Genomic DNA, 21,433 nt, shown 5'->3' with positions numbered 1-21,433 from the left:
CTGACGATAGGCCCTCACTGCTGTTATTGGTGGGGGCGTTTTATTTTTGGAGTGATTTTTAATGGCAACGATCAACCAGTTGGTTCGTAAGCCGAGAAAACGCAAAGTCGAAAAAAGCGACGTTCCCGCTCTGCAGGCCAGCCCTCAGCGTCGTGGAGTTTGCACTCGTGTGTACACCACTACACCGAAGAAGCCGAACTCTGCACTGCGTAAGGTATGCCGTGTGCGTCTGACCAACGGTTACGAAGTAACTTCGTACATCGGTGGTGAAGGCCACAACCTGCAGGAGCACAGCGTGGTGCTGATTCGCGGCGGTCGTGTAAAAGACCTGCCGGGTGTGCGCTACCACACTGTTCGCGGTGCACTTGACTGTGCCGGCGTTAACGATCGCAAGCAGGGCCGTTCCAAGTACGGTGCCAAGCGTCCGAAGGGGTAATCCCTTCTCGATTTAGCGTTTCGGTTTATTGAAGTAACCGGAGTAAGGCTGAGCTCGCCGATATGTATTTTGTTTACGGCGGCGTCTCAGAGTACCCCTGAAGAGAGGCAATCCCATGCCAAGAAGACGAGTAGTCGCCAAGCGCGAAATTCTGCCCGATCCCAAGTTCGGGAACGTCACACTGGCCAAGTTCATGAACCATGTCATGATCAGCGGCAAGAAGTCTGTGGCAGAAAGTATCGTGTACGGTGCACTGGATCTGGTTTCAGAAAAGCTGAACAAAGATCCGGTAGAGGTTTTTGAAGAGTCCCTGGAAAATATCGCGCCGATGGTGGAAGTGAAATCCCGCCGCGTTGGTGGTGCGACCTACCAGGTCCCCGTAGAGGTGCGTCCTGCGCGCCGTACCGCGCTGGCAATGCGTTGGTTGGTAGATTTCTCCCGTAAGCGCGGTGAAAAATCTATGGCCCTGCGCCTCGCCAACGAAATGATCGATGCTTCCCAGAACAAGGGCGGTGCGGTCAAGAAGCGTGAAGACGTCCACCGTATGGCAGAAGCCAACAAGGCGTTCTCTCACTATCGTTTCTAAGATAGTGGCGTTTCTGAGTCTGATGATTATTAACATCGGAAATTAATACCGAAAGGCAGCATGGACCTGAGTATTCATTTGGGTCGCGCTGCCTTTTGCCGTTTATCGAGGATACAACTGTGGCACGTAAAACGCCTATCGAACGCTATCGTAATATCGGTATCTGCGCCCACGTAGACGCCGGTAAAACCACCACCACCGAGCGCGTACTTTTCTACACTGGCCTGTCCCACAAGATCGGTGAGGTGCACGAAGGCGCCGCCACCATGGACTGGATGGAGCAGGAGCAGGAACGTGGTATCACCATTACTTCTGCGGCAACCACCTGTTTCTGGGCTGGAATGCAGCAGCAGTTCCCGGAGCACCGCGTAAACATCATCGACACCCCCGGGCACGTTGACTTCACTATTGAAGTAGAACGCTCCCTGCGTGTACTCGATGGTGCCGTGGTTGTTCTGTGTGGCTCCTCTGGTGTGCAGCCGCAGACCGAGACCGTCTGGCGCCAGGCCAACAAATACGAAGTGCCGCGCATGGTCTTCGTCAACAAGATGGACCGCGCCGGCGCCGACTTCAAAATGGTTGTCGATCAGCTGCGCACCCGTCTGAACGCGAACGCCGTTCCGCTGCAGATGACCATTGGCTCTGAAGACGAGTTCAAGGGTGTGGTCGACCTGATCAAGATGAAGGCGATCCTGTGGAACGAAGAAGACATGGGGATGACCTTTGAGTACGGCGATATTCCCGCCGAGCTCCAGGACACCTGTGACGAAATGCGTGAGTACCTGGTGGAAGCTGCGGCCGAAGCTACAGAAGAGCTGATGGAAAAGTACCTCGAAGAGGGCGAGCTCACTGAAGAGGAAATCAAGGGCGCTATCCGTCAGCGTACCCTGGCCAATGAGATCGTCCCGGTTCTGGGGGGGTCTGCCTTCAAGAACAAGGGCGTACAGGCCATGCTGGACGCTGTGATCGAATACCTGCCGGCGCCTACCGAAGTACGCGCGATCGAAGGTACCCTGCTGGACAAGGACGAGACCGTCGAGACCCGCGAAGCGGACGACAGTGCGCCTTTCTCCGCGCTGGCGTTCAAGATCGCCACCGACCCCTTCGTCGGCACCCTGACTTTCTTCCGTGTTTACTCTGGTACGCTGGAGAGCGGTACCGCGGTGTATAACTCCGTGAAGCAGAAGAAAGAGCGTGTCGGCCGTATGGTACAGATGCACTCCAAAGACCGTCAGGAGATCAAAGAAGTGCTGGCGGGCGATATCGCTGCTGCGATTGGCCTGAAGGATGTGACCACTGGTGACACCCTGTGTGCGGAAGACTCGAAAATCGTTCTCGAGCGCATGGAGTTCCCGGAGCCGGTAATTCACGTTGCCGTCGAGCCGAAATCCAAAGCCGACCAGGAAAAAATGGGCGTTGCACTGGGTAAGCTGGCTCAGGAAGATCCGTCTTTCCGTGTTAAGACTGACGAAGAGTCCGGCCAGACCATCATCGGTGGTATGGGTGAGCTGCACCTGGACATCATCGTTGACCGCATGCGTCGTGAGTTCAATGTTGAAGCCAACATCGGTAAGCCGCAGGTGGCCTACCGCGAGGCTATCCGTAACAACGTCGAGATCGAAGGCAAGTTTGTGCGTCAGTCCGGTGGTCGCGGTCAGTACGGTCACGTGTGGATCCGCTTCGAGCCGTCTGGCGACGAGTCCGAGGAAGGTCTGGAGTTTGTCAACGAGATCGTTGGTGGTGTGGTGCCGAAGGAATACATTCCTGCGGTTCAGAAAGGTGTGGAAGAGCAGATGCAGAACGGTGTTCTGGCTGGCTACCCGCTGCTGGGCCTGAAGGCTACCCTGTACGACGGTTCCTACCACGATGTGGACTCCAACGAGATGGCGTTCAAGATCGCCGGTTCTATGGCAACCAAAAAGCTGGCTGACGTCGGCGGTGCGGTACTGCTGGAGCCGATGATGAAGGTGGAAGTTGTTACTCCAGAAGAGAACATGGGTGACGTGGTCGGTGACCTCAATCGTCGTCGTGGTCTGATCCAGGGTATGGAAGAGAGTACTTCTGGCAAGGTTGTGAACGCGGAAGTGCCGCTGGCCGAGATGTTCGGTTACGCCACTGATCTGCGTTCTGCGACTCAGGGCCGTGCGACTTACTCCATGGAGTTCCTGAAGTACGCGGAAGCGCCGAAGAACGTCGCTGAAGAGATCATCGCGAAAAACAAGGCCTAATTGACTAGGTATTAGACTCAACTTCTTTTAGCTAGAGGACATTGAAAGTGGCAAAAGAAAAGTTTGAACGTTCCAAGCCCCACGTAAACGTGGGCACCATCGGTCACGTTGACCACGGTAAAACTACCCTGACCGCAGCGCTGACTCGCGTATGTGCGGAAGTGTGGGGCGGCGCCGCGGTTGAGTTCGCCGGTATCGATAACGCACCGGAAGAGCGTGAGCGCGGTATCACCATCGCCACCTCTCACGTTGAATACGAGTCCCCGACCCGTCACTACGCGCACGTAGACTGCCCGGGACACGCCGACTACGTTAAGAACATGATCACCGGTGCTGCTCAGATGGACGGCGCTATCCTGGTTTGTTCCGCAGCTGACGGCCCCATGCCGCAGACGCGTGAGCACATCCTGCTGTCTCGTCAGGTAGGTGTACCGTACATCGTGGTATTCCTGAACAAAGCCGACATGGTCGACGACGAAGAGCTGCTGGAACTGGTAGAGATGGAAGTTCGCGAACTTCTGGACCAGTACGAGTTCCCGGGTGACGACACCCCGATCATCACCGGTTCCGCGCTGATGGCGCTGGAAGGCAAAGACGACAACGAGATGGGCACTACCGCAGTCAAGAAGCTGGTAGAAACCCTGGACGAGTACATCCCGGAGCCGGAGCGTGCGGTAGATCAGCCGTTCCTGATGCCGATCGAAGACGTATTCTCCATCTCTGGTCGCGGTACCGTAGTAACCGGTCGTGTAGAGCGTGGCGTACTGAACACTGGCGACGAAATCGAAATCGTCGGTATCAAAGACACCACCAAGACCACCTGTACTGGTGTTGAGATGTTCCGCAAGCTGCTGGACGAAGGTCGTGCAGGTGAGAACATTGGTGCGCTGCTGCGTGGCACCAAGCGTGACGAAGTTGAGCGTGGTCAGGTGCTGGCGAAGCCGGGTACCATCACCCCGCACACCAAGTTCGAAGCGGAAGTGTACGTACTGTCCAAGGATGAAGGTGGTCGTCACACCCCGTTCTTCAAGGGCTACCGTCCGCAGTTCTACTTCCGTACCACCGACGTAACCGGTGCGTGTGAGCTGCCGGAAGGTACCGAAATGGTAATGCCGGGCGACAACGTTCAGATGACTGTTACTCTGATCGCGCCGATCGCCATGGAAGAAGGTCTGCGCTTCGCGGTTCGCGAAGGTGGCCGTACCGTAGGTGCCGGCGTTGTAGCCAAGATCATCGAGTAATCTTTACTTCTGATCTGACTGCAGAAAGGCCGCAGTGGAAACACTGCGGCTTTTTTTTGTGGTTGCTTTTCAGCTGTCCGGCGGTGCCGGTTTGTCAGATCCAGTCTCTGGTCAGGTTGCAGTGGCGACAGTTGTGCAGGAGTTGGTCGAAGTCGCGCCCGTCCAGGGCGACCAGCTCTTCATGGTTGCCCGCCTCGAGGTAGATGGTGTCTCGCTCTTCCAGGTCGGAATCTACCAGGGTGATGAGCCCGTATGCCGGGCCTAGCGCGGGTACTGCACCGACTTCGCAGTCATCAAAGAGGGTGGCAAAGTCGGCCTCATCTGCCATTTCCAGGTGATTACGTCCTGTTTCGTCGCGGACTGCCCGCATGTTCAGGCTGGCGCTGGCGGGAATAATGGTCATCACCATACCCCGCTCATCCTTCAGGATGATTGCCTTGGCGATTCGATCCTCGCGCACATCGGCCTTGTGGGCGGTTTCCCGGCTGGTGGCGCTATGTGCGTGGGGGATGATGCGGTAGCGCACCGAGTGGTCATCAAGAAACTGACTGACTGTGGAGGCCATGTTCATATCGGCTACCTCCTGGGGTTGTTGTGGGGTGTTTCTGAAGTGTAGGTTCGCGTCGCCGCTGCTCGAAGGGCCAATGGAATAATCCTGTCCGGGAGTTGACAGGCCAAAAAATCACCCGTAGACTTCGCGCTCCTTTTCGCCCGCCCTCGGGGCTGCGTAAAAGGACGTTCTTTAGATTTACAACTGGAGTTTGATTCCATGCAGGGTCAACGCATCCGAATTCGCCTGAAGGCCTTCGATCACAAGCTGATTGACGCGTCTACACAGGAGATCGTCGAGACGGCCAAGCGCACCGGTGCCCAAGTTCGTGGCCCCATTCCGCTGCCGACTCGTAAAGAGAAGTACACCGTGCTGATTTCTCCGCACGTCAACAAAGACGCGCGCGACCAGTACGAGATTCGTACTCACAAGCGTTTGCTGGACATTGTTGAACCCACCGAAAAAACCGTTGACGCGCTGATGAAGCTCGATCTGGCGGCCGGTGTAGAGGTTCAGATTAGTCTCGGCTAACACTACAAACTAACCACCGAATCCCAGGCGAAAAAGGTCTGGGTAGTGTAACGCTCTGAGATTGGGCGGCCGCAGTGGGTTAAAGCCCCGTGCACTGAGAGGTTGAAAAGATGACTATAGGTATTGTCGGCCGCAAGAGCGGCATGACTCGCATCTTCACCGAAGATGGCGCTTCTATCCCGGTAACTGTTATCGAGGTAGCTCCGAATCGCGTCACTCAGGTGAAAACTCAGGAAACTGACGGCTACTCCGCAGTACAGGTAACTGTGGGTGCTCGTAAGGCTTCCCGTGTCTCCAAGCCCCAAGCGGGCCACTTCGCCAAAGCCAACACTGAGGCTGGCTCTGCTCTTTTTGAACTGCGTACTGACGGTTCTGAAGAGTCCTTCGAAATCGGTTCTGAAATCACTGTTGCAAGCTTTGAAGCTGGCCAGAAGATTGACGTAACCGGCACTTCCAAAGGTAAAGGTTTCCAGGGCGGTATCAAACGCTGGAACTTCCGCATGCAGGATGCTACTCACGGTAACTCCCTGTCTCACCGCGCACCCGGTTCTATCGGTCAGTGCCAGACTCCTGGTCGTGTGTGGAAAGGCAAGAAGATGGCCGGCCACATGGGTGCGGAGCGTGTAACTACGCAAAACCTGGAAGTGGTTCGTGTGGATGCCGAGCGCAACCTGCTGCTGGTTAAAGGCGCTGTTCCCGGAGCTCCGGGTGGCAACGTGATCGTTCGTCCGGCTGTGAAAGCCTAAGTCTGAGGGTAATTAGATATGGAACTGAATATCGCTACTCCCGAAGGCGCCAAAGGCACTGTAGCTGTCTCTGAAGTGGCTTTCGGTCGTGAGTTCAACCAGGACCTGGTACACCAGGCCGTCGTCGCCTACATGGCTGGCGCGCGCCAGGGCACCAAGGCCCAGAAAAACCGCGCTGCGGTTTCCGGTGGCGGCAAGAAGCCTTGGCGCCAAAAAGGTACCGGTCGCGCTCGTGCTGGCACCATCCGCAGCCCGCTGTGGCGCTCCGGTGGCGTAACTTTCGCTGCTGAACCGCGTGATCACAGCGTTAAGCTGAACAAGAAAATGTACCGCGCTGCACTGCGCTGCATTCTCTCTGAGCTGGCTCGTCAGGAGCGCCTGGTTGTTGTTGAGTCTTTCGACGTGGAAGCGCCGAAAACCAAGCAGCTGGTAACCAAGCTTGCCCAGTACGATCTGTCAGAAGCGTTGATCGTGACCGAAGAGGTCAATGAAAACCTCTACCTGGCCGCACGCAATCTGCACAAGATCGATGTTCGCGATGTACAGGGTATCGATCCGGTAAGCCTGATTCGCTTTGACAAGGTCGTGGTTACCGTTTCTGCACTGAAGAAAATTGATGAGGTGCTGGGATGAACCAAGAGCGAATTTACAAAGTCCTGCTGGGCCCGGTAATTTCCGAGAAAGCTGCTGTGCTGGCGGATGTCGCCAACCAGGTAGTGTTCAAGGTAACCACCGACGCTTCCAAGGCTGAGATCAAGGCCGCGGTAGAAAAGCTGTTCAATGTATCTGTTGAGCAGGTTCGCACCGTGAACGTTAAAGGCAAAACCAAACGTACTCGCTACGGCATGGGCCAGCGTAACGACTGGAAAAAAGCCTACGTTCGTCTGGCCGAGGGCAGCGACATCAACTTTGAAGCTGCTGAGTAAAGGGGACAGTTACAATGGCTATTGTAAAATCAAAACCGACCTCTGCCGGCCGTCGTCACCTGGTCAAGGTTGTCAACGCTGACCTGCACAAGGGTGCTCCTTACGCGCCGTTGCTGGAGAAGAAGTCCAAGTCCGGTGGTCGTAACAACAACGGTCGCATCACCACTCGCCACATTGGTGGTGGTCACAAGCATCACTACCGCGTAGTGGATTTCAAGCGCAACAAAGATGGCATTCCGGCCACCGTTGAGCGCCTGGAATACGATCCGAACCGCAGCGCGCATATCGCTCTGGTTTGTTACGCCGACGGTGAGCGTCGTTACATTCTTGCGCCGAAGCACCTGAAAGCTGGTGACAAGGTCCAGTCCGGTGACGCTGCGCCGATCAAAGTGGGTAACACTTTGCCGCTGCGTAACATCCCGGTCGGTTCCGTGATTCACGCGATCGAGCTGAAGCCTGGTAAAGGTGCTCAGTTGGCCCGCTCTGCCGGTACCTCTGTACAGCTGGTTGCCCGTGAAGGTCAGTACGCGACTATCCGTCTGCGTTCTGGTGAAATGCGTAAAGTTCTGTCCGAGTGCCGCGCCACCCTGGGTGAAGTGAGCAACTCTGAGCACAGCCTGCGCAAGCTGGGTAAAGCTGGTGCCAAACGCTGGCGCGGTGTTCGCCCGACCGTTCGCGGTGTGGCGATGAACCCGGTAGACCACCCGCACGGTGGTGGTGAAGGTCGTACCTCTGGTGGTCGTCACCCTGTGACGCCTTGGGGTGTTCCGACCAAGGGTAAGAAAACGCGTAAGAACAAGCGCACCGACAACATGATTGTACGTCGTCGCGGCAAGTAATTCTCTTATAGAGAGTAGCCGCGCGATGTGTGAGCAGCTAAAGAGGAATCTAAAGTGCCACGCTCATTAAAGAAAGGTCCCTTTATTGATCTGCATTTGATCAAAAAGGTGGAGGCGGCGATCGAAAAAAATGATCGTCGACCGATTAAAACCTGGTCTCGCCGTTCGATGGTTATGCCGGAGATGGTGGGCCTGACGATTGCCGTTCACAACGGTCGTCAACACGTGCCCGTATTGGTCAACGAAGAAATGGTTGGCCATAAACTGGGTGAATTCGCGGCTACCCGCACTTACCGCGGCCACGCTGCGGACAAGAAAGCGAAGAAGCGCTAAGCCGAGGTTATAGAGATGGAAGTACAAGCAAAATTACGCGGTGCTCGTCTGTCGGCACAAAAGGCGCGTCTGGTAGCTGATCAGATTCGCGGCAAAGGTGTCGAGGAAGCCCTGGACGTTCTGGCCTTCAGTCACAAGAAAGGTGCTGCGATCGTCAAGAAGGTTCTGGAATCCGCAATCGCCAATGCCGAGCACAACGAAGGTGCCGACGTTGACGAACTGAAAGTTTCCACCATCTTCGTGGATGAGGGTATGACCATGAAGCGCATCAAACCGCGCGCGAAAGGTCGTGCTGATCGTATTCTGAAGCGTACTTGTCACATTACTGTGAAAGTAGCCGAGAAATAAGAGAGCAGGCGAGACAACCATGGGACAAAAAGTAAATCCTACCGGCATTCGTCTGGGTATCGTTAAAAAGCATACCTCTGTTTGGTATGCCGGCAGTGACGAGTACGCAGACAAGCTGTACACGGATCTGAAAGTTCGCGAATTCATTCGCAAAAAACTGGCCCACGCTTCCGTGAGCCGTATCGAGATTGAGCGTCCGGCCAACACCGCTCGTGTGACTATTCACACTGCGCGTCCGGGCATCGTGATCGGTAAGAAAGGTGAAGACGTAGAACGTCTGCGCAACGAGGTTAGCGCCAAGATGGGTGTGCCGGTGCACATCGACATCGAGGAAGTACGCAAGCCGGATCTGGACGCTGCCCTGGTAGCCCAGAACGTTGCTCAGCAGCTGGAGCGTCGTGTGATGTTCCGTCGCGCTATGAAGCGTGCGGTACAGAATGCTATGCGCCAGGGCGCTGAAGGTATCAAGATTCAGGTTGGTGGTCGTCTCGGCGGTGCCGAAATTGCCCGGACTGAATGGTACCGCGAAGGCCGTGTGCCGCTGCACACCCTGCGTGCGAACATCGATTACAACACTGCTGAAGCCAGTACGACATACGGCATCATCGGTGTGAAAGTTTGGATTTTCAAAGGCGAAGTCATCGGCGACGAGATCCCCGAAGAAAAGCCTGCGAAGACCCGCAAAAAAGCTGCTAAGTAAGGGGTGCGCAGATGCTACAACCAAAGCGTACAAAATTCCGCAAGGTACAGAAGGGTCGCAACCGCGGTCTTTCCCAGCGCGGCTCTAAAGTGAGCTTTGGCGAGTTCGGCCTGAAGGCCATCGGTCGTGGGCGCATTACTGCGCGTCAGATCGAAGCGGCTCGTCGCGCGATGACCCGTCACGTAAAACGTGGCGGTAAGATCTGGATTCGTGTGTTTCCGGACAAGCCCATTTCCAGTAAGCCCCTCGAAGTTCGAATGGGTAAAGGTAAGGGTAACGTAGAATATTGGGTGGCACAGATCCAGCCGGGTAAAGTCCTTTATGAAATGGAAGGTGTATCCGAAGATCTGGCTCGCGAAGCTTTTGAGCTCGCTGCGGCCAAGCTGCCTGTAAAAACAACTTTCGTTAAGCGTTCGGTGATGTAATGAAGACTGCAGATCTACGCTCAAAGTCAGTTGAGGAACTGAACCAGGAACTGCTGAGCCAGCTTGAAGAGCAATTCAAGCTGCGCATGCAGATGTCCACAGGTCAGCTGACTCAGACTCATCTGCTGAAGCAGACTCGTCGCGACATTGCTCGCATTAAGACTGTGTTGACCGAGAAGGCAGGTAATTAATCATGGCAGAAGCAAAACTCAAGCGTACTGCGACTGGTAAGGTCGTTAGTAACAAGATGGATAAAACCATCACCGTTTTGATCGAGCGCCGTGTTAAGCACCCGATCTACGGTAAAATCGTGAGCAAGTCCACCAAGCTCAAGGCACACGACGAAAACAATGATTGCGGCATCGGTGATGTTGTAACCATTGAAGAATCTCGTCCTCTGTCAAAGAGTAAGTCCTGGGCCTTGCAGAAAATTGTAGAGCGTGCCGCGAAGGTTTAACCCCTAGCGCATTGACATTGACTGTGAAGATCTAAAAGGATCTTCGGAGAGGAACAATGATTCAAGCAGAATCCTACTTAGAAGTAGCCGATAACAGTGGGGCTCGCCGTGTCATGTGCATCAAGGTGCTGGGCGGCTCCCACCGTCGCTACGCTGGCGTTGGCGACATCATCAAAGTAACCGTCAAGGAAGCAATTCCTCGCGGTAAAGTGAAAAAGGGTCAGGTTATGAACGCGGTAGTGGTTCGCACCAAGAAAGGTGTGCGTCGCCCGGACGGTTCCCTGATCAAGTTTGACGATAACGCAGCGGTGCTGCTGACCCAGAACCAAGCTCCGGTCGGCACCCGTATTTTTGGCCCGGTAACTCGCGAGCTGCGCGGTGAGAAGTTCATGAAGATCATCTCACTGGCTCCCGAAGTTATCTAAGCCACGAGCGGAGAAAAGTTATGCGCAAGATCAAGCGTGACGACGAAGTGATCGTTATCGCCGGTCGCGACAAGGGCAAGCGTGGCACCGTACGTAAGGTGCTGAACGATGGCCGTCTGATTGTTGCCGGTGTCCAGATGATCAAGAAACACCAGAAACCGAACCCGCAACTGGGCGTTGCCGGTGGCATTGTTGAGAAAGAGGCTGCTATCCAGTCTTCCAACGTAGCTATCTTCAACCCGAATACCCAGAAAGCTGACCGGGTAGGCTTCAAAGTACTGGAAGACGGCACTAAAATCCGCGTCTTCAAATCCAGCGGCGAAGCCGTTGACTCATAAGTCAGGTGGAAAACATGGCAAGGCTTAAAGAGCTCTACACAAGTGAACTCGCGCCCAAGCTGAAAGATGAGCTGGGTGTTGAGAACGTGATGGCAGTGCCGCGCATTACCAAGATCACCATCAACATGGGTGTTGGTGAAGCCATTGGTGACAAAAAGGTACTGGAACATGCTGTCAGTGACATGACAGCGATTACTGGTCAAAAACCCATCATCACCAAAGCGCGCAAGTCAATTGCGGGCTTCAAGATTCGTGATGGTTGGCCGATCGGCTGCAAGGTAACTCTGCGCGGTGAGCGCATGTATGAGTTCCTGGAGCGTCTGATCGGTATCGCGATTCCGCGTATCCGCGACTTCCGTGGCATCAGCCCGAAGCAGTTCGACGGTCGTGGTAACTTCTCGATGGGTGTAACCGAACAAATTATCTTCCCGGAAATTGACTACGACCGAGTAGACAAAATCCGCGGTCTGGATATTTGTATCACTACTACAGCAGCCAACGACGACCAAGGTCGTGCACTGCTGAAAGCATTCAACTTCCCGTTTAAGGGTTAAGAGGATTCCATGGCGAAGAAATCCATGATTGCGCGCGAAGACAAGCGCGCTCGAACCGCAGCTAAGTACGCTGAAAAGCGTCAAGAGCTGAAGGCGATCATCGCCAGTACCACTACTTCCGATGAGGAGAAGTGGGAGGCTCAACTCAAGCTGCAACAACTGCCGCGCGATGCAAGCCCGGTACGTCAGCAACGTCGCTGTCGTATTACTGGTCGCCCCCACGCTGTCTACCGCAAATTCGGCCTGTGCCGTAACAAACTGCGTGAAGCAGCCATGCGTGGTGATGTCCCCGGCCTGGTTAAATCCAGCTGGTAATACGGCAGACTTGAGGAGTCTTAAGTAATGAGTATGCAAGATCCGTTGGCAGATATGCTGACCCGTGTCCGCAACGCCCTGGGCCGCGGCAAGGGCAGTGTTTCTATGCCTTCTTCAAAACTGAAAGTAGCCGTAGCCCACGTACTGAAAGACGAGGGTTACGTTACTGACGTGGCCGTCAGTGAAGGCGCCAAGCCTGAACTGACCATTGAGTTGAAATACTTCCAGGGTAAGCCGGTAATTGCTGAGCTGGATCGTGTTTCACGTCCTGGCCTGCGTAACTACGCCGGTAAAAAAGCGCTGCCTTCTGTTCGCGGCGGTCTGGGTATTGCGATCGTCTCCACCTCTAAAGGTGTGATGACCGATCGTGCGGCCCGTCAGGCCGGTATCGGCGGCGAAGTGCTTTGCACCGTATTCTAAGCGGGGGTTGAAATGTCTCGAGTAGCAAATGATCCAGTTCAGATCCCCGCTGGCGTATCCATTGACCTCAAAGGTCAGGATATCGCTGTAAAAGGTGGTAACGGCAATCTGAACTTCAATATCCACTCTGATGTGGAAGTTAAGCAGGAAGAGAACCAGCTGACCTTTGCTGCGCGCAATGGCTCCAAAGCCGCGCGTGCACTGGCGGGTACTACCCGTGCGCTGGTTAACAACATGGTGGTCGGTGTCAGTCAGGGTTTCGAAAAGAAACTGCAGCTGAACGGTGTAGGTTACCGTGCGAAAGCATCCGGTAAGTCCGTTAACCTGACTCTCGGTTTTTCTCACCCGGTAGACTATGCACTGCCGGAAGGCGTTACCGCCGAGACTCCGAGCCAGACTGAAATCGTACTGAAGAGCAGCGACAAGCAGCTGTTAGGTCAAGTGGCCGCTGAGATCCGCGCGTTCCGTCCGCCGGAGCCCTACAAAGGTAAGGGTGTCCGTTACGCCGAAGAACGCGTGTATCGCAAAGAGGCCAAGAAGAAGTAAGGCATAGATATGAACGTTAAGAAGCAATCTCGCTTGCGTCGTGCACGTCGTGCCCGCGCCAAGTTCCGTGAGCTGGGCGCCGTTCGCCTGACAGTGAACCGCACTCCCCGCCACATTTACGCACAGATCCTGTCTGCCGATGGCGACAAGGTATTGGCCACAGCCTCTACTCTGGACAAGGACCTGCGTGAAAGCAAAACCGGTAACGTCGACGCTGCAAAAGCTGTTGGCTCCCTGATCGCTGAGCGTGCCAAGGCCGCCGGTGTTGAAGCGGTAGCCTTCGATCGCAGCGGTTTCAAATACCATGGCCGTGTAAAGGCCCTGGCTGACGCTGCCCGTGAAGCCGGTCTGAAATTCTAAGGGTTGAGTTATGGCTAGAGAGAAAGACAAAAGCAACGACGAAGGCCTGCAGGAGAAGCTGGTCCAGGTCAATCGCGTTGCTAAGACTGTAAAAGGTGGCCGCATTTTCGCGTTCACCGCGCTGACCGTAGTTGGCGATGGCAATGGCCGTGTCGGCTTTGGTCGTGGCAAGGCGCGTGAAGTGCCTGTCGCGATTCAAAAGGCGATGGAAGCCGCGCGTCGCAACATGATCCAGGTAGACCTGAACGGTGACACTATTCAGTACGCTACCAATGGTCGCCACGGTGGTTCCAAGGTATACATGCAGCCCGCTTCCCAGGGTACCGGCGTTATTGCCGGCGGTGCGATGCGCTCCGTACTGGAAATGGCTGGCGTCCACAACGTACTGGCCAAGTGCTACGGCTCTACCAACCCGGTAAACGTCGTTCGCGCTACTTTCAGTGCGCTGGGCCAGATGAACAGCCCGGAAGACGTTGCTGCCAAGCGTGGCAAGTCTGTGGAAGAAATCCTGAACTGATCTGGTTTTCGTCCGGGGTGAGCGGATTGCCGCCCACCCTGAACCAAACCCTGTTTTGAGTGAATGAGTCATGGCTAAGAAGACCATCAAAGTCACCCAGATCAAAAGCATCGCTGGTCGCCTGAAAAACCATCAGGCATGTGTTGCGGGTCTGGGTCTGCGCCGTATCGGTCACACTGTGGAGGTGGAAGACACCCCCTCTGTGCGCGGCATGATCAATAAAGTGAACTATCTCCTAAAAGTGGAGGGGGCGTAACATGCGTTTGAATGAACTGTCTCCCGCTGAAGGTCACAAGCACGACGCCAAGCGCGTTGGTCGCGGTATCGGTAGCGGCCTGGGTAAAACCGGCGGTCGCGGCCACAAGGGCCAGAAGTCCCGTTCCGGCGGTAGTGTACGTCCGGGCTTCGAAGGCGGTCAGATGCCTTTGCAGAAGCGCCTGCCGAAGTATGGTTTCTCCTCGCGCGTTGGCCGTTTTGTGGCCGAAGTACGTCTGGCGGAACTGGCAAAGGTAGAAGGTGACACGATTGATTTGGCAGCGCTTAAAAATGCCGATATTATCGGCAGCCACATTAAACGCGCCAAAGTGTTCCTTTCTGGTGAGCTGACCAAAGCGGTTACCGTTAAAGGTCTGGGTGTCACCAAAGGTGCTAAAGCAGCCATTGAAGCTGCTGGCGGAAAAGTAGAAGACTAAATCGAGGCCCCAATGGCACGACCAGGATCTGGTGTTAACTCCCTGGGCAACGGCAAGGGATTAGGCGAGCTTTGGGCTCGCCTTCGTTTTCTGTTTCTCGCGATACTTGTATATCGCATAGGGACCCATATTCCGGTGCCCGGTATTGATCCGGAAAAGCTGGCGAACCTGTTTAATCAGAACCAGGGCACGATCCTGGGCCTGTTCAACATGTTCTCTGGTGGCGCACTGGAGCGGATGAGTATTCTTGCGCTCGGCATCATGCCTTACATCTCCGCGTCCATCATCATGCAGTTGATGACCGCGGTAACACCTTCACTGGAGGCGTTGAAGAAAGAAGGCGATGCCGGTCGGCGTAAGATCAACCAGTACACTCGTTATCTTACGGTGTTGCTGGCACTGATCCAGGGTATCGGCATGACCTTCGGGCTTGCCGGTCAGAACCTGGCTTACTCCGCGGAACCCGCATTTGGCTTCTACTTTGTAGCGGTCGTCTCGCTGGTAACCGGTGCTGTGTTCATGATGTGGCTGGGTGAGCAGATCACCGAGCGCGGTGTTGGCAACGGCATCTCTATGCTGATTTTTGCCGGTATCGTCGCGGGACTGCCCAGTGCAATTGGCCAGGCATTCGAACAGGCGCGTCAGGGTGAGTTACATATCCTGATGTTGCTGGCCATCGGCTTTGTGGCGCTGGCAGTGGTGTACTTCGTGGTGGTGATGGAGCGCGGTCAGCGCCGAATCACTATCAACCACGCGCGTCGCCAGGCCGGTCGCTACTCCCAGGCGCCCGCTGCACAGTCCAGTCATCTGCCTCTGAAGGTCAATATGGCCGGTGTAATTCCGGTGATCTTCGCCAGCAGTATCCTGCTGTTCCCCGCCACATTGGCGCAGTGGTTCGGTCAGGGTGGTGAAGGTATTGGTGCTCAGATCCTGCAGTGGATGGCACTGCAGCTGGGCCCTGGACAGCCGCTGAACATTATTCTGTTTGCGCTGTTGATCGGTTTCTTCTGTTTCTTCTACACGGCGTTGATGTTCAACCCCAATGAAGTTGCAGATAACCTGAAGAAATCCGGTGCTTATGTACCCGGTATCCGCCCTGGTGAGCAGACTGCACGTTATATCGATACCGTGCTTACGCGTCTGACACTGGTTGGTGCTTGCTATATCGCACTGGTATCCCTGCTGCCGCAGTTCCTGGTAGTCGGGCTGAACATTCCGTTCTATCTGGGCGGGACTTCGCTGCTGATCGTTGTGGTCGTAGTGATGGACTTTATGGCTCAGGTGCAATCGCACTTGCTGTCTCACCAGTATGAAGGGTTGATGAAGAAGGCAAATCTGCAAGGCTACGGCCGCCGTTGATCGGCAGCTACTGCAGCAGGATTGAATTGAGGTAAGGTCATGAAAGTACGCGCTTCTGTTAAAAAGATCTGCCGTAACTGCAAAATCGTACGTCGCAAAGGCGTTCTGCGGGTAATCTGCAGCGCCGAGCCGCGTCATAAGCAGCGGCAGGGCTGATAGCGCTTGCGTAGCCCAGGCTGCGTGCGCTGATCGGCGTCTCGCCAGGGAAGGTGAGTCCGGTGTCTATCCCGGGAAGGGGTTCGCGGCACCAATAGTTCGTGAAAGAATTTGCCTTTTAGTGCGGCCCCGTGCTAAAAGGCAGCACCGCAAACCTCCGGGTTTGAGGTGGAGACCGGGGAGTCAGCTTCTGGGTCTCGAATAGGGGGCGTTGACTGTCGTCCGCTTTCTCCTGAGCCTGGCTCTGGGGACGGTGGGCTATTGCAATTTGGTGTCTGAAGAGCTATTCTTGCGCGCCTTTTTGGTGGCGCTGCTGGCTTTTTAGTCGCCGTCAGCGCCGAATTGAAAATTGAGCCGGCTATCTATAAGCAAGTCGGTTCACAATACGTGGAGTATGCCTCTATGGCACGTATTGCTGGTGTCAATGTACCAGACCACAAGCACGCCGTGATCTCCCTGACCCATATTTTTGGGGTCGGTCGCACCACGGCCAAGTCTATTCTGGCAGCGACTGGTATCGCTGAATCCACTAAAATTCGCGACCTGTCTGAAGATCAGATCGAGTCCATTCGCGGTGAAGTTGCAAAACTGACCGTAGAAGGTGATCTGCGTCGTGAAGTATCCATGAGCATCAAGCGTTTGATGGACCTGGGTTGCTTCCGCGGTCTGCGTCATCGTCGCAGCCTGCCGCTTCGCGGTCAGCGCACCAAGACTAACGCTCGTACCCGTAAGGGACCGCGTAAGCCGATTCGTAAGTAATTACTTACGGTCGCGCAAGTCTTCACAAGTATAGGATTTAGGATACTGGTATGGCTAAGCCAAAAACTACTGTTCGCAAAAAGGTCAAAAAGACCGTTGTCGACGGTGTTGCCCACGTCCACGCATCGTTCAACAACACGATCGTTACGATCACTGATCGTCAGGGTAACACTCTCAGCTGGGCTACCGCTGGTGGCTCCGGCTTCCGAGGCTCTCGTAAGAGCACGCCTTTCGCAGCCCAGGTTGCCGCCGAGCGCGCAGGTACTGCCGCTCAGGAGTACGGCCTGAAAAACCTTGATGTCGAAGTTAAGGGCCCTGGCCCGGGCCGTGAATCAGCTGTTCGCGCCCTGAATAACTGCGGCTACAAGATCACCAACATCACCGACGTGACGCCTATCCCGCATAATGGATGTCGTCCGCCCAAGAAACGTCGCGTGTAAGAGGGGGTTGACGAAATGGCACGATATATTGGACCAAAATGTAAGCTTTCCCGTCGGGAAGGTACCGATCTTCAGCTGAAAAGTGGCGTTCGCCCGCACGAATCTAAGTGCCGTGCGGAAACCAAACCGGGTGTACACGGCGCCGGTCGCGGCCGTCTGTCAGACTACGGTGTTCAGCTGCGTGAAAAGCAGAAAGTTCGTCGTATTTACGGCGTGCTGGAAAAGCAGTTCCGTAACTACTATAAGGAAGCGGCACGCCTGAAAGGGGCAACTGGTGAAAACCTGCTGCAACTGCTGGAAAAACGCCTCGATAACGTGGTTTACCGCATGGGCTTCGGCTCTACGCGTTCTGAAGCACGTCAGCTGGTTGCCCACAAGGCGATCCTGGTAAACGGTAGCACCGTGAACATCCCTTCCTATCAAGTTAAGGAAGGTGACGTCATCGCGATCCGTGAAAAAGCCAAAAAGCAGATGCGTATCCAGAACTCCGTTTCCCTCGCTGCACAGCGTGGTGACGTTGAGTGGGTAGACGTGAACGCGAGCAAGCTGGAAGGTACCTTCAAGCGTGTTCCCGATCGCGTGGATCTGCCGGCAGAGATCAACGAAAACCTTATTGTGGAACTCTACTCCAAGTAAGGCTCTGTTCCATTTAAGGAATGAAACTGTAATACAGGTATGGCTATGCAGACTGCTGTCAACGAGTTTTTGACACCTCGTCGTATTGACGTCACCGAGTACAACCAGAACCACGCGAAAGTAGTTCTGGAACCGCTGGAGCGTGGCTTCGGTCACACTCTCGGCAACGCACTGCGCCGCATCCTGCTGTCCTCTATGCCGGGTTGCGCCATCACTGAAGTCGAGATCGATGGTGTCGAGCACGAGTACAGCGCAATCGAAGGTGTGCAGGAAGACGTAATCGAAATCCTGCTGAACCTGAAAGAAGTTGCGGTGGTGATGCACGGCAAGGATCAAGCAGTGCTGAGCCTGAGCAAGAAAGGCCCGGGTGCGGTAACCGCTGGAGACATCCAGGTGGATCACGACATCGAAATCGTGAATCCAGAGCATGTGATCGCCAACATTACCGGCGATGTGGAACTCAACCTGCGACTCACCGTCGCGCGCGGCCGCGGCTACCAGCCCGCCGATGCGCGCCGTGACGAAGAGGAAGAGAGCCGCGCTATTGGCCGCCTGCAGTTGGACGCTTCTTTCGGTCCGGTTCGCCGTGTTTCCTACAGTGTGGAATCCGCGCGTGTAGAACAGCGCACCGACCTGGACAAGCTGGTACTGGATCTGGAGACCAACGGTACTCTGGATCCGGAGGAAGCCATCCGTCGCGCCGCCACGATTCTGCAGCAGCAGCTTGCAGTGTTTGTGGACCTGGAAGGCGAGAAAGATGCCCAGCCGGAAACCAAGGAAGAGGAAGTTGACCCGGTGCTGTTGCGCCCGGTAGACGACCTTGAACTGACTGTGCGTTCGGCTAACTGTCTGAAAGCAGAGAACATCTACTACATCGGTGACCTGATTCAGCGTACCGAAGTAGAACTGCTGAAGACTCCGAACCTGGGTAAGAAGTCCCTGACCGAAATCAAGGACGTTCTGGCTTCCCGCGGTCTTTCCCTGGGTATGCGCCTCGAGAACTGGCCACCGGCCAGCCTCAAAGGCGACAGCAAGCTGAGCTCCCTGTAAAGCATTTGTGGTGCGGGTTTTTACCCGCCCTGTATGAAGAACCCGAGTGGTGCGAGCAGTAGCGAGCATCACTCATAAACGACTTGCTGTGAAAGCAATCGAAGTCGTGAGGAATTGAGTTATGCGTCATCGCTATAGTGGCCGTAAATTCAGTCGTACCAGCGCCCACCGCAAATCCATGTTCAAGAACATGACTGCTTCTCTGGTGGAGCACGAACTGATCAAAACCACACTGCCGAAAGCCAAGGAGCTGCGTCGCGTCGCCGAACCGCTGATTACCCTGGCCAAGAAAGACAGTGTTGCTAACCGTCGTCTGGCGTTTGCCCGTCTCCGTGATAAGGATGCCGTGCGCAAGCTGTTTGACGAGCTGGGTCCCCGTTACGAAGCCCGTCCGGGCGGTTACATCCGCATTATGAAATGCGGTTTCCGTGCAGGCGACAAGGCACCAATGGCTTATGTTGAGCTGGTAGATCGTCCGGTAGCGGACGAGTCTGCGGAAGCAGCAGAAGCCTGAGGCACCTCGCTTCAGGGATAATCGGTACTTTTAAGTGCCGAGCAAAGGAAAGCCGGTCATTGACCGGCTTTTCTTTTATCTGATCCACAGATTAGGCGGAAGTGAAGATGTTCCAGTCGTTGGATGATTTGCTGAAAATCCTGAACCCCCAGATTGTGGGCAGCCTAAAGCGCGCGATTGAGTTGGGGAAGTGGCCCAATGGCGTCGCCCTGACCGAACAGCAGAAGTCCCTGTGCGGCGAGGCGGTGGCCTACTGGGAAAGCGCAAATGTGCCACAGGAGGCGCAAGTGGGTTATGTGCCACCGAAGCCCCCCCCCTGCGGTGACGAGAATGAGGAAACTGAGCGGCGCCTCAACTGGGTATAGTCCTGCCGAGATAATAGATCAGAGCCGCCTTTTAAATTCCCGCTCCAGGAAGCGTAGTCCGGTGATGCTACCGGACTCGTCGACCAGAAAGTGCGCCACGCGGCCGCCGCCGGTAATTTCGATACGGAAGGCATTCACTTTCGCGTCGTAGATTTCGGCGGGTGAGTGGGCGACCCCCATTTGTACCTCCAGGTAGTTCCCGTTGAGGCGCCAGGTCATTACGCCCAGTTCCGGATTGTCATAGCTGCCGGTATAGGCCTCCAGAGGGTGAGCGAGTGGCGCGGCACGCTGTTTGCGCTCCTCCAGGTGCTTCGCATATCGCTCTCGGTAGCCTGCCAGTCTCTGCTCCAGAACTTTCAGTTTGTCTAAGAAGCGTGCTTGCGCCCCCTCTTTTTTCAGCAGCGTTTCGTAGACTAAGTTTGCCATCAAATCTACCGCGGGCGTCGAAGCGTTGGCGAGAACCACTACACCTACGCCGTGTTCCGGCATAAATGACATATGGGTCCTGTATCCCGGAAAGGCGCCGAAACGGTGTAGTAACAGCTCACCTTCATAGCGGCCTATATCCCAACCATATCCCCATCCGGTGCGCTGGTAATCACCGAACTTTCGATCCTGTTTGGCGTGTACTCTCTGGGTTAAGTGGAGGGGGGCCGCCGGCAGGAGCTGCTCGCCTTGAAATGTACCGAGGTTGATATGGGCGGATACAAAACGTGCCAGGCTGGATGCCGTAGAGAAATGACCGCCGGCGGCATGCAAATTCTCATCATCCTTGAGCAGTGTCAGGCGGTTGGTAGGGATGCTGGCGATGTTATGCGGCATCGCGACTTGCTCTATTTTTAACTCCGTAAGCTTTGACGTAGTCTGGTTCATGCCTAAAGGTGCCAGTACTTCCGAGTGAACCACTTGTTTCCATCCTTGCTTCTCTTTTCCACCTAATACTAGCCCGATGACGTTGTAGCCAAGATTGTCGTAGTGAAATGACTTGCCGTTTTCGGATGGCTGGTAGCTGCCGAGAAGGTCAATGAGTTTGGAGCGGGTGTAATTGCCGGTGTAGGCGGTGCGTAGCACGACCGGCCAATCGTCTTTCATGCCGTGTCGCATGGAGAGAAGCTCAGCCAGGGTGACTCGCCGTGACTCCCATTCAGATCCTGCTAATTCTGGTAGGTAGTTGGTAACGGGTTTGTCGAGATCGAGATGGCCGTGCGCTGCTTTCAGTGCCGCCGCTGTGGCTGTCAGGGCTTTGGTGCTGGAGGCAATGTAGAAGTAGGTGTCATCGTCCACCTTTCGGCCTGTATGGATGTCTGCCACACCGAAACTGTGGCGGTAAATAATTTGTTCTCCCTGGACAACGGCGATCGCCATGCCCGGGACAGCCCCGCTAGCCACCAAGTGTTCGCCGAATTCTTCGACGTTGGTCTGCCATTCCTGCGCATGCACGGAAACTGCGATGACGTAGCCCAGCGCGCCGCAGATAAGTCTCCTTAATAGCATTTCAAGCTCCTTTCTCGTTATTGTTTGCCCTTGGGGTTATCTGGGGTAGGGCCCAGCGTCTGAATTGGACGCGGCTAGGTGTGGGTTGAGATGCATCCTGATTAAGCCAGAAGCGAGGAATTGATCCGTGGTTGCGGTTTCGTTCCA

General features: G+C 55.2%; 35 protein-coding genes. 33 read left to right on the top strand and 2 right to left on the bottom strand.

Translation table 11 applies throughout. The features are described from left to right. The first annotated feature begins 61 nt into the window (after positions 1-61). The 4 genes from rpsL (at position 62) to tuf (ending at position 4,491) form a co-directional block, all read left to right on the top strand. Positions 62-436, top strand: a complete 375-nt coding sequence (gene rpsL, locus LPW13_RS12030; RefSeq protein WP_067150990.1) for a 30S ribosomal protein S12 — start codon at positions 62-64, stop codon at positions 434-436. A 115-nt stretch (positions 437-551) separates the two neighbouring features. Then, positions 552-1,022, top strand: a complete 471-nt coding sequence (gene rpsG, locus LPW13_RS12025; protein ID WP_230435685.1) for a 30S ribosomal protein S7 — start codon at positions 552-554, stop codon at positions 1,020-1,022. A gap of 119 nt (positions 1,023-1,141) precedes the next feature. Continuing rightward, entirely contained in the window at positions 1,142-3,250 is a 2,109-nt protein-coding gene (gene fusA, locus LPW13_RS12020; protein WP_230435684.1) for an elongation factor G, read from the top strand. A gap of 47 nt (positions 3,251-3,297) precedes the next feature. Then, positions 3,298-4,491 carry an elongation factor Tu gene (gene tuf / locus LPW13_RS12015; RefSeq protein ID WP_230435682.1) on the top strand — a complete coding sequence of 398 codons (1,194 nt, stop codon included), beginning with the start codon at positions 3,298-3,300 and terminating at the stop codon, positions 4,489-4,491. 94 nt (positions 4,492-4,585) lie between these two features. Here the strand turns inward: tuf and LPW13_RS12010 are convergent, their stop codons facing one another. Beyond that, positions 4,586-5,062: an aminoacyl-tRNA deacylase gene (locus LPW13_RS12010; RefSeq protein ID WP_230435680.1), complete on the bottom strand. Its 477-nt coding sequence runs from the start codon at positions 5,060-5,062 to the stop codon at positions 4,586-4,588. 198 nt (positions 5,063-5,260) lie between these two features. Here LPW13_RS12010 and rpsJ point away from each other — a divergent pair, with 198 nt between their 5' ends. The 29 genes from rpsJ (at position 5,261) to LPW13_RS11865 (ending at position 19,792) form a co-directional block, all read left to right on the top strand. Then, complete coding sequence (gene rpsJ, locus LPW13_RS12005; protein ID WP_010133849.1) at positions 5,261-5,572, top strand: 30S ribosomal protein S10; 312 nt, start codon at positions 5,261-5,263, stop codon at positions 5,570-5,572. Between the two features lie 110 nt (positions 5,573-5,682). Next, positions 5,683-6,318, top strand: coding sequence for a 50S ribosomal protein L3 (gene rplC / locus LPW13_RS12000; protein WP_078084417.1), 636 nt, complete (start codon positions 5,683-5,685; stop codon positions 6,316-6,318). An 18-nt stretch (positions 6,319-6,336) separates the two neighbouring features. Next, positions 6,337-6,951: a 50S ribosomal protein L4 gene (rplD, locus tag LPW13_RS11995; RefSeq protein ID WP_230435678.1), complete on the top strand. Its 615-nt coding sequence runs from the start codon at positions 6,337-6,339 to the stop codon at positions 6,949-6,951. Beyond that, positions 6,948-7,244, top strand: a complete 297-nt coding sequence (gene rplW / locus LPW13_RS11990) for a 50S ribosomal protein L23 (RefSeq protein ID WP_230435676.1) — start codon at positions 6,948-6,950, stop codon at positions 7,242-7,244. Before rplD ends, rplW begins: the two co-directional genes overlap by 4 nt. Positions 7,245-7,258: 14 nt before the next feature. Beyond that, the gene (gene rplB, locus LPW13_RS11985) at positions 7,259-8,083 is read left to right on the top strand and encodes a 50S ribosomal protein L2 (protein WP_230435674.1); all 825 of its coding nucleotides are present in this window, start codon (positions 7,259-7,261) and stop codon (positions 8,081-8,083) included. Positions 8,084-8,137: 54 nt separating this feature from the next. Then, entirely contained in the window at positions 8,138-8,416 is a 279-nt protein-coding gene (rpsS, locus tag LPW13_RS11980) for a 30S ribosomal protein S19 (protein ID WP_010133844.1), read from the top strand. Positions 8,417-8,431: 15 nt separating this feature from the next. Next, complete coding sequence (gene rplV, locus LPW13_RS11975) at positions 8,432-8,764, top strand: 50S ribosomal protein L22 (RefSeq protein WP_230435672.1); 333 nt, start codon at positions 8,432-8,434, stop codon at positions 8,762-8,764. Positions 8,765-8,783: 19 nt separating this feature from the next. Beyond that, complete coding sequence (gene rpsC, locus LPW13_RS11970; RefSeq protein WP_230435670.1) at positions 8,784-9,464, top strand: 30S ribosomal protein S3; 681 nt, start codon at positions 8,784-8,786, stop codon at positions 9,462-9,464. 11 nt (positions 9,465-9,475) lie between these two features. Then, positions 9,476-9,889, top strand: a complete 414-nt coding sequence (gene rplP / locus LPW13_RS11965) for a 50S ribosomal protein L16 (RefSeq protein WP_067087034.1) — start codon at positions 9,476-9,478, stop codon at positions 9,887-9,889. After that, a complete protein-coding gene (gene rpmC / locus LPW13_RS11960) occupies positions 9,889-10,080 on the top strand; it encodes a 50S ribosomal protein L29 (protein ID WP_230435668.1) in 192 nt (63 codons plus the stop codon). The genes rplP and rpmC overlap by 1 nt, the downstream gene beginning before the upstream one ends. 2 nt (positions 10,081-10,082) lie before the next feature. After that, positions 10,083-10,346 (top strand): 30S ribosomal protein S17, encoded by a 264-nt coding sequence (rpsQ, locus tag LPW13_RS11955; protein ID WP_230435666.1) that lies wholly within the window; start codon positions 10,083-10,085, stop codon positions 10,344-10,346. 56 nt (positions 10,347-10,402) lie between these two features. Continuing rightward, positions 10,403-10,771, top strand: a complete 369-nt coding sequence (gene rplN, locus LPW13_RS11950; RefSeq protein ID WP_230435664.1) for a 50S ribosomal protein L14 — start codon at positions 10,403-10,405, stop codon at positions 10,769-10,771. A gap of 20 nt (positions 10,772-10,791) precedes the next feature. Continuing rightward, a complete protein-coding gene (rplX, locus tag LPW13_RS11945; protein ID WP_230435662.1) occupies positions 10,792-11,109 on the top strand; it encodes a 50S ribosomal protein L24 in 318 nt (105 codons plus the stop codon). 14 nt (positions 11,110-11,123) lie between these two features. After that, positions 11,124-11,663, top strand: coding sequence for a 50S ribosomal protein L5 (rplE, locus tag LPW13_RS11940; RefSeq protein WP_230435661.1), 540 nt, complete (start codon positions 11,124-11,126; stop codon positions 11,661-11,663). Positions 11,664-11,672: 9 nt separating this feature from the next. After that, complete coding sequence (gene rpsN, locus LPW13_RS11935) at positions 11,673-11,978, top strand: 30S ribosomal protein S14 (RefSeq protein WP_230435659.1); 306 nt, start codon at positions 11,673-11,675, stop codon at positions 11,976-11,978. Positions 11,979-12,005: 27 nt separating this feature from the next. Next, complete coding sequence (rpsH, locus tag LPW13_RS11930) at positions 12,006-12,398, top strand: 30S ribosomal protein S8 (RefSeq protein WP_230435657.1); 393 nt, start codon at positions 12,006-12,008, stop codon at positions 12,396-12,398. 12 nt (positions 12,399-12,410) lie between these two features. After that, the gene (rplF, locus tag LPW13_RS11925) at positions 12,411-12,944 is read left to right on the top strand and encodes a 50S ribosomal protein L6 (protein ID WP_230435655.1); all 534 of its coding nucleotides are present in this window, start codon (positions 12,411-12,413) and stop codon (positions 12,942-12,944) included. Between the two features lie 9 nt (positions 12,945-12,953). Further along, positions 12,954-13,304 carry a 50S ribosomal protein L18 gene (gene rplR, locus LPW13_RS11920; protein ID WP_230435654.1) on the top strand — a complete coding sequence of 117 codons (351 nt, stop codon included), beginning with the start codon at positions 12,954-12,956 and terminating at the stop codon, positions 13,302-13,304. 10 nt (positions 13,305-13,314) lie between these two features. After that, entirely contained in the window at positions 13,315-13,821 is a 507-nt protein-coding gene (rpsE, locus tag LPW13_RS11915; RefSeq protein ID WP_230435653.1) for a 30S ribosomal protein S5, read from the top strand. 70 nt (positions 13,822-13,891) lie between these two features. Continuing rightward, the gene (rpmD, locus tag LPW13_RS11910) at positions 13,892-14,077 is read left to right on the top strand and encodes a 50S ribosomal protein L30 (protein WP_230435652.1); all 186 of its coding nucleotides are present in this window, start codon (positions 13,892-13,894) and stop codon (positions 14,075-14,077) included. A 1-nt stretch (position 14,078) separates the two neighbouring features. Continuing rightward, positions 14,079-14,513 (top strand): 50S ribosomal protein L15, encoded by a 435-nt coding sequence (rplO, locus tag LPW13_RS11905; RefSeq protein WP_230435651.1) that lies wholly within the window; start codon positions 14,079-14,081, stop codon positions 14,511-14,513. A gap of 12 nt (positions 14,514-14,525) precedes the next feature. Beyond that, positions 14,526-15,872 (top strand): preprotein translocase subunit SecY, encoded by a 1,347-nt coding sequence (gene secY, locus LPW13_RS11900; RefSeq protein ID WP_230435650.1) that lies wholly within the window; start codon positions 14,526-14,528, stop codon positions 15,870-15,872. 39 nt (positions 15,873-15,911) lie between these two features. Beyond that, a complete protein-coding gene (gene rpmJ / locus LPW13_RS11895) occupies positions 15,912-16,028 on the top strand; it encodes a 50S ribosomal protein L36 (RefSeq protein ID WP_010133825.1) in 117 nt (38 codons plus the stop codon). Between the two features lie 402 nt (positions 16,029-16,430). Beyond that, positions 16,431-16,787, top strand: a complete 357-nt coding sequence (gene rpsM, locus LPW13_RS11890) for a 30S ribosomal protein S13 (protein ID WP_230435649.1) — start codon at positions 16,431-16,433, stop codon at positions 16,785-16,787. 50 nt (positions 16,788-16,837) lie between these two features. Then, positions 16,838-17,227, top strand: a complete 390-nt coding sequence (gene rpsK, locus LPW13_RS11885) for a 30S ribosomal protein S11 (RefSeq protein WP_230435648.1) — start codon at positions 16,838-16,840, stop codon at positions 17,225-17,227. Between the two features lie 15 nt (positions 17,228-17,242). After that, positions 17,243-17,863 carry a 30S ribosomal protein S4 gene (rpsD, locus tag LPW13_RS11880; protein ID WP_230435646.1) on the top strand — a complete coding sequence of 207 codons (621 nt, stop codon included), beginning with the start codon at positions 17,243-17,245 and terminating at the stop codon, positions 17,861-17,863. Between the two features lie 45 nt (positions 17,864-17,908). Next, entirely contained in the window at positions 17,909-18,913 is a 1,005-nt protein-coding gene (locus LPW13_RS11875; protein ID WP_230435644.1) for a DNA-directed RNA polymerase subunit alpha, read from the top strand. Positions 18,914-19,034: 121 nt separating this feature from the next. Further along, complete coding sequence (gene rplQ / locus LPW13_RS11870; RefSeq protein ID WP_230435642.1) at positions 19,035-19,427, top strand: 50S ribosomal protein L17; 393 nt, start codon at positions 19,035-19,037, stop codon at positions 19,425-19,427. A gap of 107 nt (positions 19,428-19,534) precedes the next feature. Further along, positions 19,535-19,792 carry a DUF1315 family protein gene (locus LPW13_RS11865; RefSeq protein WP_230435640.1) on the top strand — a complete coding sequence of 86 codons (258 nt, stop codon included), beginning with the start codon at positions 19,535-19,537 and terminating at the stop codon, positions 19,790-19,792. An 18-nt stretch (positions 19,793-19,810) separates the two neighbouring features. On the opposite strand, the gene LPW13_RS11860 is transcribed toward LPW13_RS11865, so the two are convergent. Continuing rightward, on the bottom strand, positions 19,811-21,286 hold the full coding sequence (locus LPW13_RS11860; RefSeq protein WP_230435638.1) for a serine hydrolase: 1,476 nt from the start codon (positions 21,284-21,286) through the stop codon (positions 19,811-19,813). Between the last annotated feature and the right edge of the window lie 147 nt (positions 21,287-21,433).

Origin of the sequence: Microbulbifer celer (assembly GCF_020991125.1) — a bacterium.
GTDB classification, from domain to species: Bacteria; Pseudomonadota; Gammaproteobacteria; order Pseudomonadales; family Cellvibrionaceae; genus Microbulbifer; species Microbulbifer celer.
This window is presented reverse-complemented; position numbering and strand designations above follow the sequence as displayed.

What these genes read in the sequence shown, in the direction of transcription:
- rpsH (WP_230435657.1), top strand. Translation starts at nt 12,006, where the DNA reads ATGAGTATGCAAGATCCGTTGGCAGATATGCTGACCCGTGTCCGCAAC.
- secY (WP_230435650.1), top strand. Translation starts at nt 14,526, where the DNA reads ATGGCACGACCAGGATCTGGTGTTAACTCCCTGGGCAACGGCAAGGGA.
- rplX (WP_230435662.1), top strand. Translation starts at nt 10,792, where the DNA reads ATGCGCAAGATCAAGCGTGACGACGAAGTGATCGTTATCGCCGGTCGC.
- LPW13_RS11860 (WP_230435638.1), bottom strand. Translation starts at nt 21,286, where the DNA reads ATGCTATTAAGGAGACTTATCTGCGGCGCGCTGGGCTACGTCATCGCA.
- rplD (WP_230435678.1), top strand. Translation starts at nt 6,337, where the DNA reads ATGGAACTGAATATCGCTACTCCCGAAGGCGCCAAAGGCACTGTAGCT.
- rpsG (WP_230435685.1), top strand. Translation starts at nt 552, where the DNA reads ATGCCAAGAAGACGAGTAGTCGCCAAGCGCGAAATTCTGCCCGATCCC.
- rpsQ (WP_230435666.1), top strand. Translation starts at nt 10,083, where the DNA reads ATGGCAGAAGCAAAACTCAAGCGTACTGCGACTGGTAAGGTCGTTAGT.
- rplO (WP_230435651.1), top strand. Translation starts at nt 14,079, where the DNA reads ATGCGTTTGAATGAACTGTCTCCCGCTGAAGGTCACAAGCACGACGCC.
- LPW13_RS11875 (WP_230435644.1), top strand. Translation starts at nt 17,909, where the DNA reads ATGCAGACTGCTGTCAACGAGTTTTTGACACCTCGTCGTATTGACGTC.
- rplR (WP_230435654.1), top strand. Translation starts at nt 12,954, where the DNA reads ATGAACGTTAAGAAGCAATCTCGCTTGCGTCGTGCACGTCGTGCCCGC.
- rpmD (WP_230435652.1), top strand. Translation starts at nt 13,892, where the DNA reads ATGGCTAAGAAGACCATCAAAGTCACCCAGATCAAAAGCATCGCTGGT.
- rpsL (WP_067150990.1), top strand. Translation starts at nt 62, where the DNA reads ATGGCAACGATCAACCAGTTGGTTCGTAAGCCGAGAAAACGCAAAGTC.
- rplW (WP_230435676.1), top strand. Translation starts at nt 6,948, where the DNA reads ATGAACCAAGAGCGAATTTACAAAGTCCTGCTGGGCCCGGTAATTTCC.
- rpsM (WP_230435649.1), top strand. Translation starts at nt 16,431, where the DNA reads ATGGCACGTATTGCTGGTGTCAATGTACCAGACCACAAGCACGCCGTG.
- rpsE (WP_230435653.1), top strand. Translation starts at nt 13,315, where the DNA reads ATGGCTAGAGAGAAAGACAAAAGCAACGACGAAGGCCTGCAGGAGAAG.
- rpmJ (WP_010133825.1), top strand. Translation starts at nt 15,912, where the DNA reads ATGAAAGTACGCGCTTCTGTTAAAAAGATCTGCCGTAACTGCAAAATC.
- rplC (WP_078084417.1), top strand. Translation starts at nt 5,683, where the DNA reads ATGACTATAGGTATTGTCGGCCGCAAGAGCGGCATGACTCGCATCTTC.
- rplB (WP_230435674.1), top strand. Translation starts at nt 7,259, where the DNA reads ATGGCTATTGTAAAATCAAAACCGACCTCTGCCGGCCGTCGTCACCTG.
- rpsC (WP_230435670.1), top strand. Translation starts at nt 8,784, where the DNA reads ATGGGACAAAAAGTAAATCCTACCGGCATTCGTCTGGGTATCGTTAAA.
- rplQ (WP_230435642.1), top strand. Translation starts at nt 19,035, where the DNA reads ATGCGTCATCGCTATAGTGGCCGTAAATTCAGTCGTACCAGCGCCCAC.
- rplP (WP_067087034.1), top strand. Translation starts at nt 9,476, where the DNA reads ATGCTACAACCAAAGCGTACAAAATTCCGCAAGGTACAGAAGGGTCGC.
- rplV (WP_230435672.1), top strand. Translation starts at nt 8,432, where the DNA reads ATGGAAGTACAAGCAAAATTACGCGGTGCTCGTCTGTCGGCACAAAAG.
- rpsN (WP_230435659.1), top strand. Translation starts at nt 11,673, where the DNA reads ATGGCGAAGAAATCCATGATTGCGCGCGAAGACAAGCGCGCTCGAACC.
- rplF (WP_230435655.1), top strand. Translation starts at nt 12,411, where the DNA reads ATGTCTCGAGTAGCAAATGATCCAGTTCAGATCCCCGCTGGCGTATCC.
- rpsJ (WP_010133849.1), top strand. Translation starts at nt 5,261, where the DNA reads ATGCAGGGTCAACGCATCCGAATTCGCCTGAAGGCCTTCGATCACAAG.
- rplE (WP_230435661.1), top strand. Translation starts at nt 11,124, where the DNA reads ATGGCAAGGCTTAAAGAGCTCTACACAAGTGAACTCGCGCCCAAGCTG.
- rpmC (WP_230435668.1), top strand. Translation starts at nt 9,889, where the DNA reads ATGAAGACTGCAGATCTACGCTCAAAGTCAGTTGAGGAACTGAACCAG.
- rplN (WP_230435664.1), top strand. Translation starts at nt 10,403, where the DNA reads ATGATTCAAGCAGAATCCTACTTAGAAGTAGCCGATAACAGTGGGGCT.
- rpsD (WP_230435646.1), top strand. Translation starts at nt 17,243, where the DNA reads ATGGCACGATATATTGGACCAAAATGTAAGCTTTCCCGTCGGGAAGGT.
- LPW13_RS12010 (WP_230435680.1), bottom strand. Translation starts at nt 5,062, where the DNA reads ATGAACATGGCCTCCACAGTCAGTCAGTTTCTTGATGACCACTCGGTG.
- rpsK (WP_230435648.1), top strand. Translation starts at nt 16,838, where the DNA reads ATGGCTAAGCCAAAAACTACTGTTCGCAAAAAGGTCAAAAAGACCGTT.
- LPW13_RS11865 (WP_230435640.1), top strand. Translation starts at nt 19,535, where the DNA reads ATGTTCCAGTCGTTGGATGATTTGCTGAAAATCCTGAACCCCCAGATT.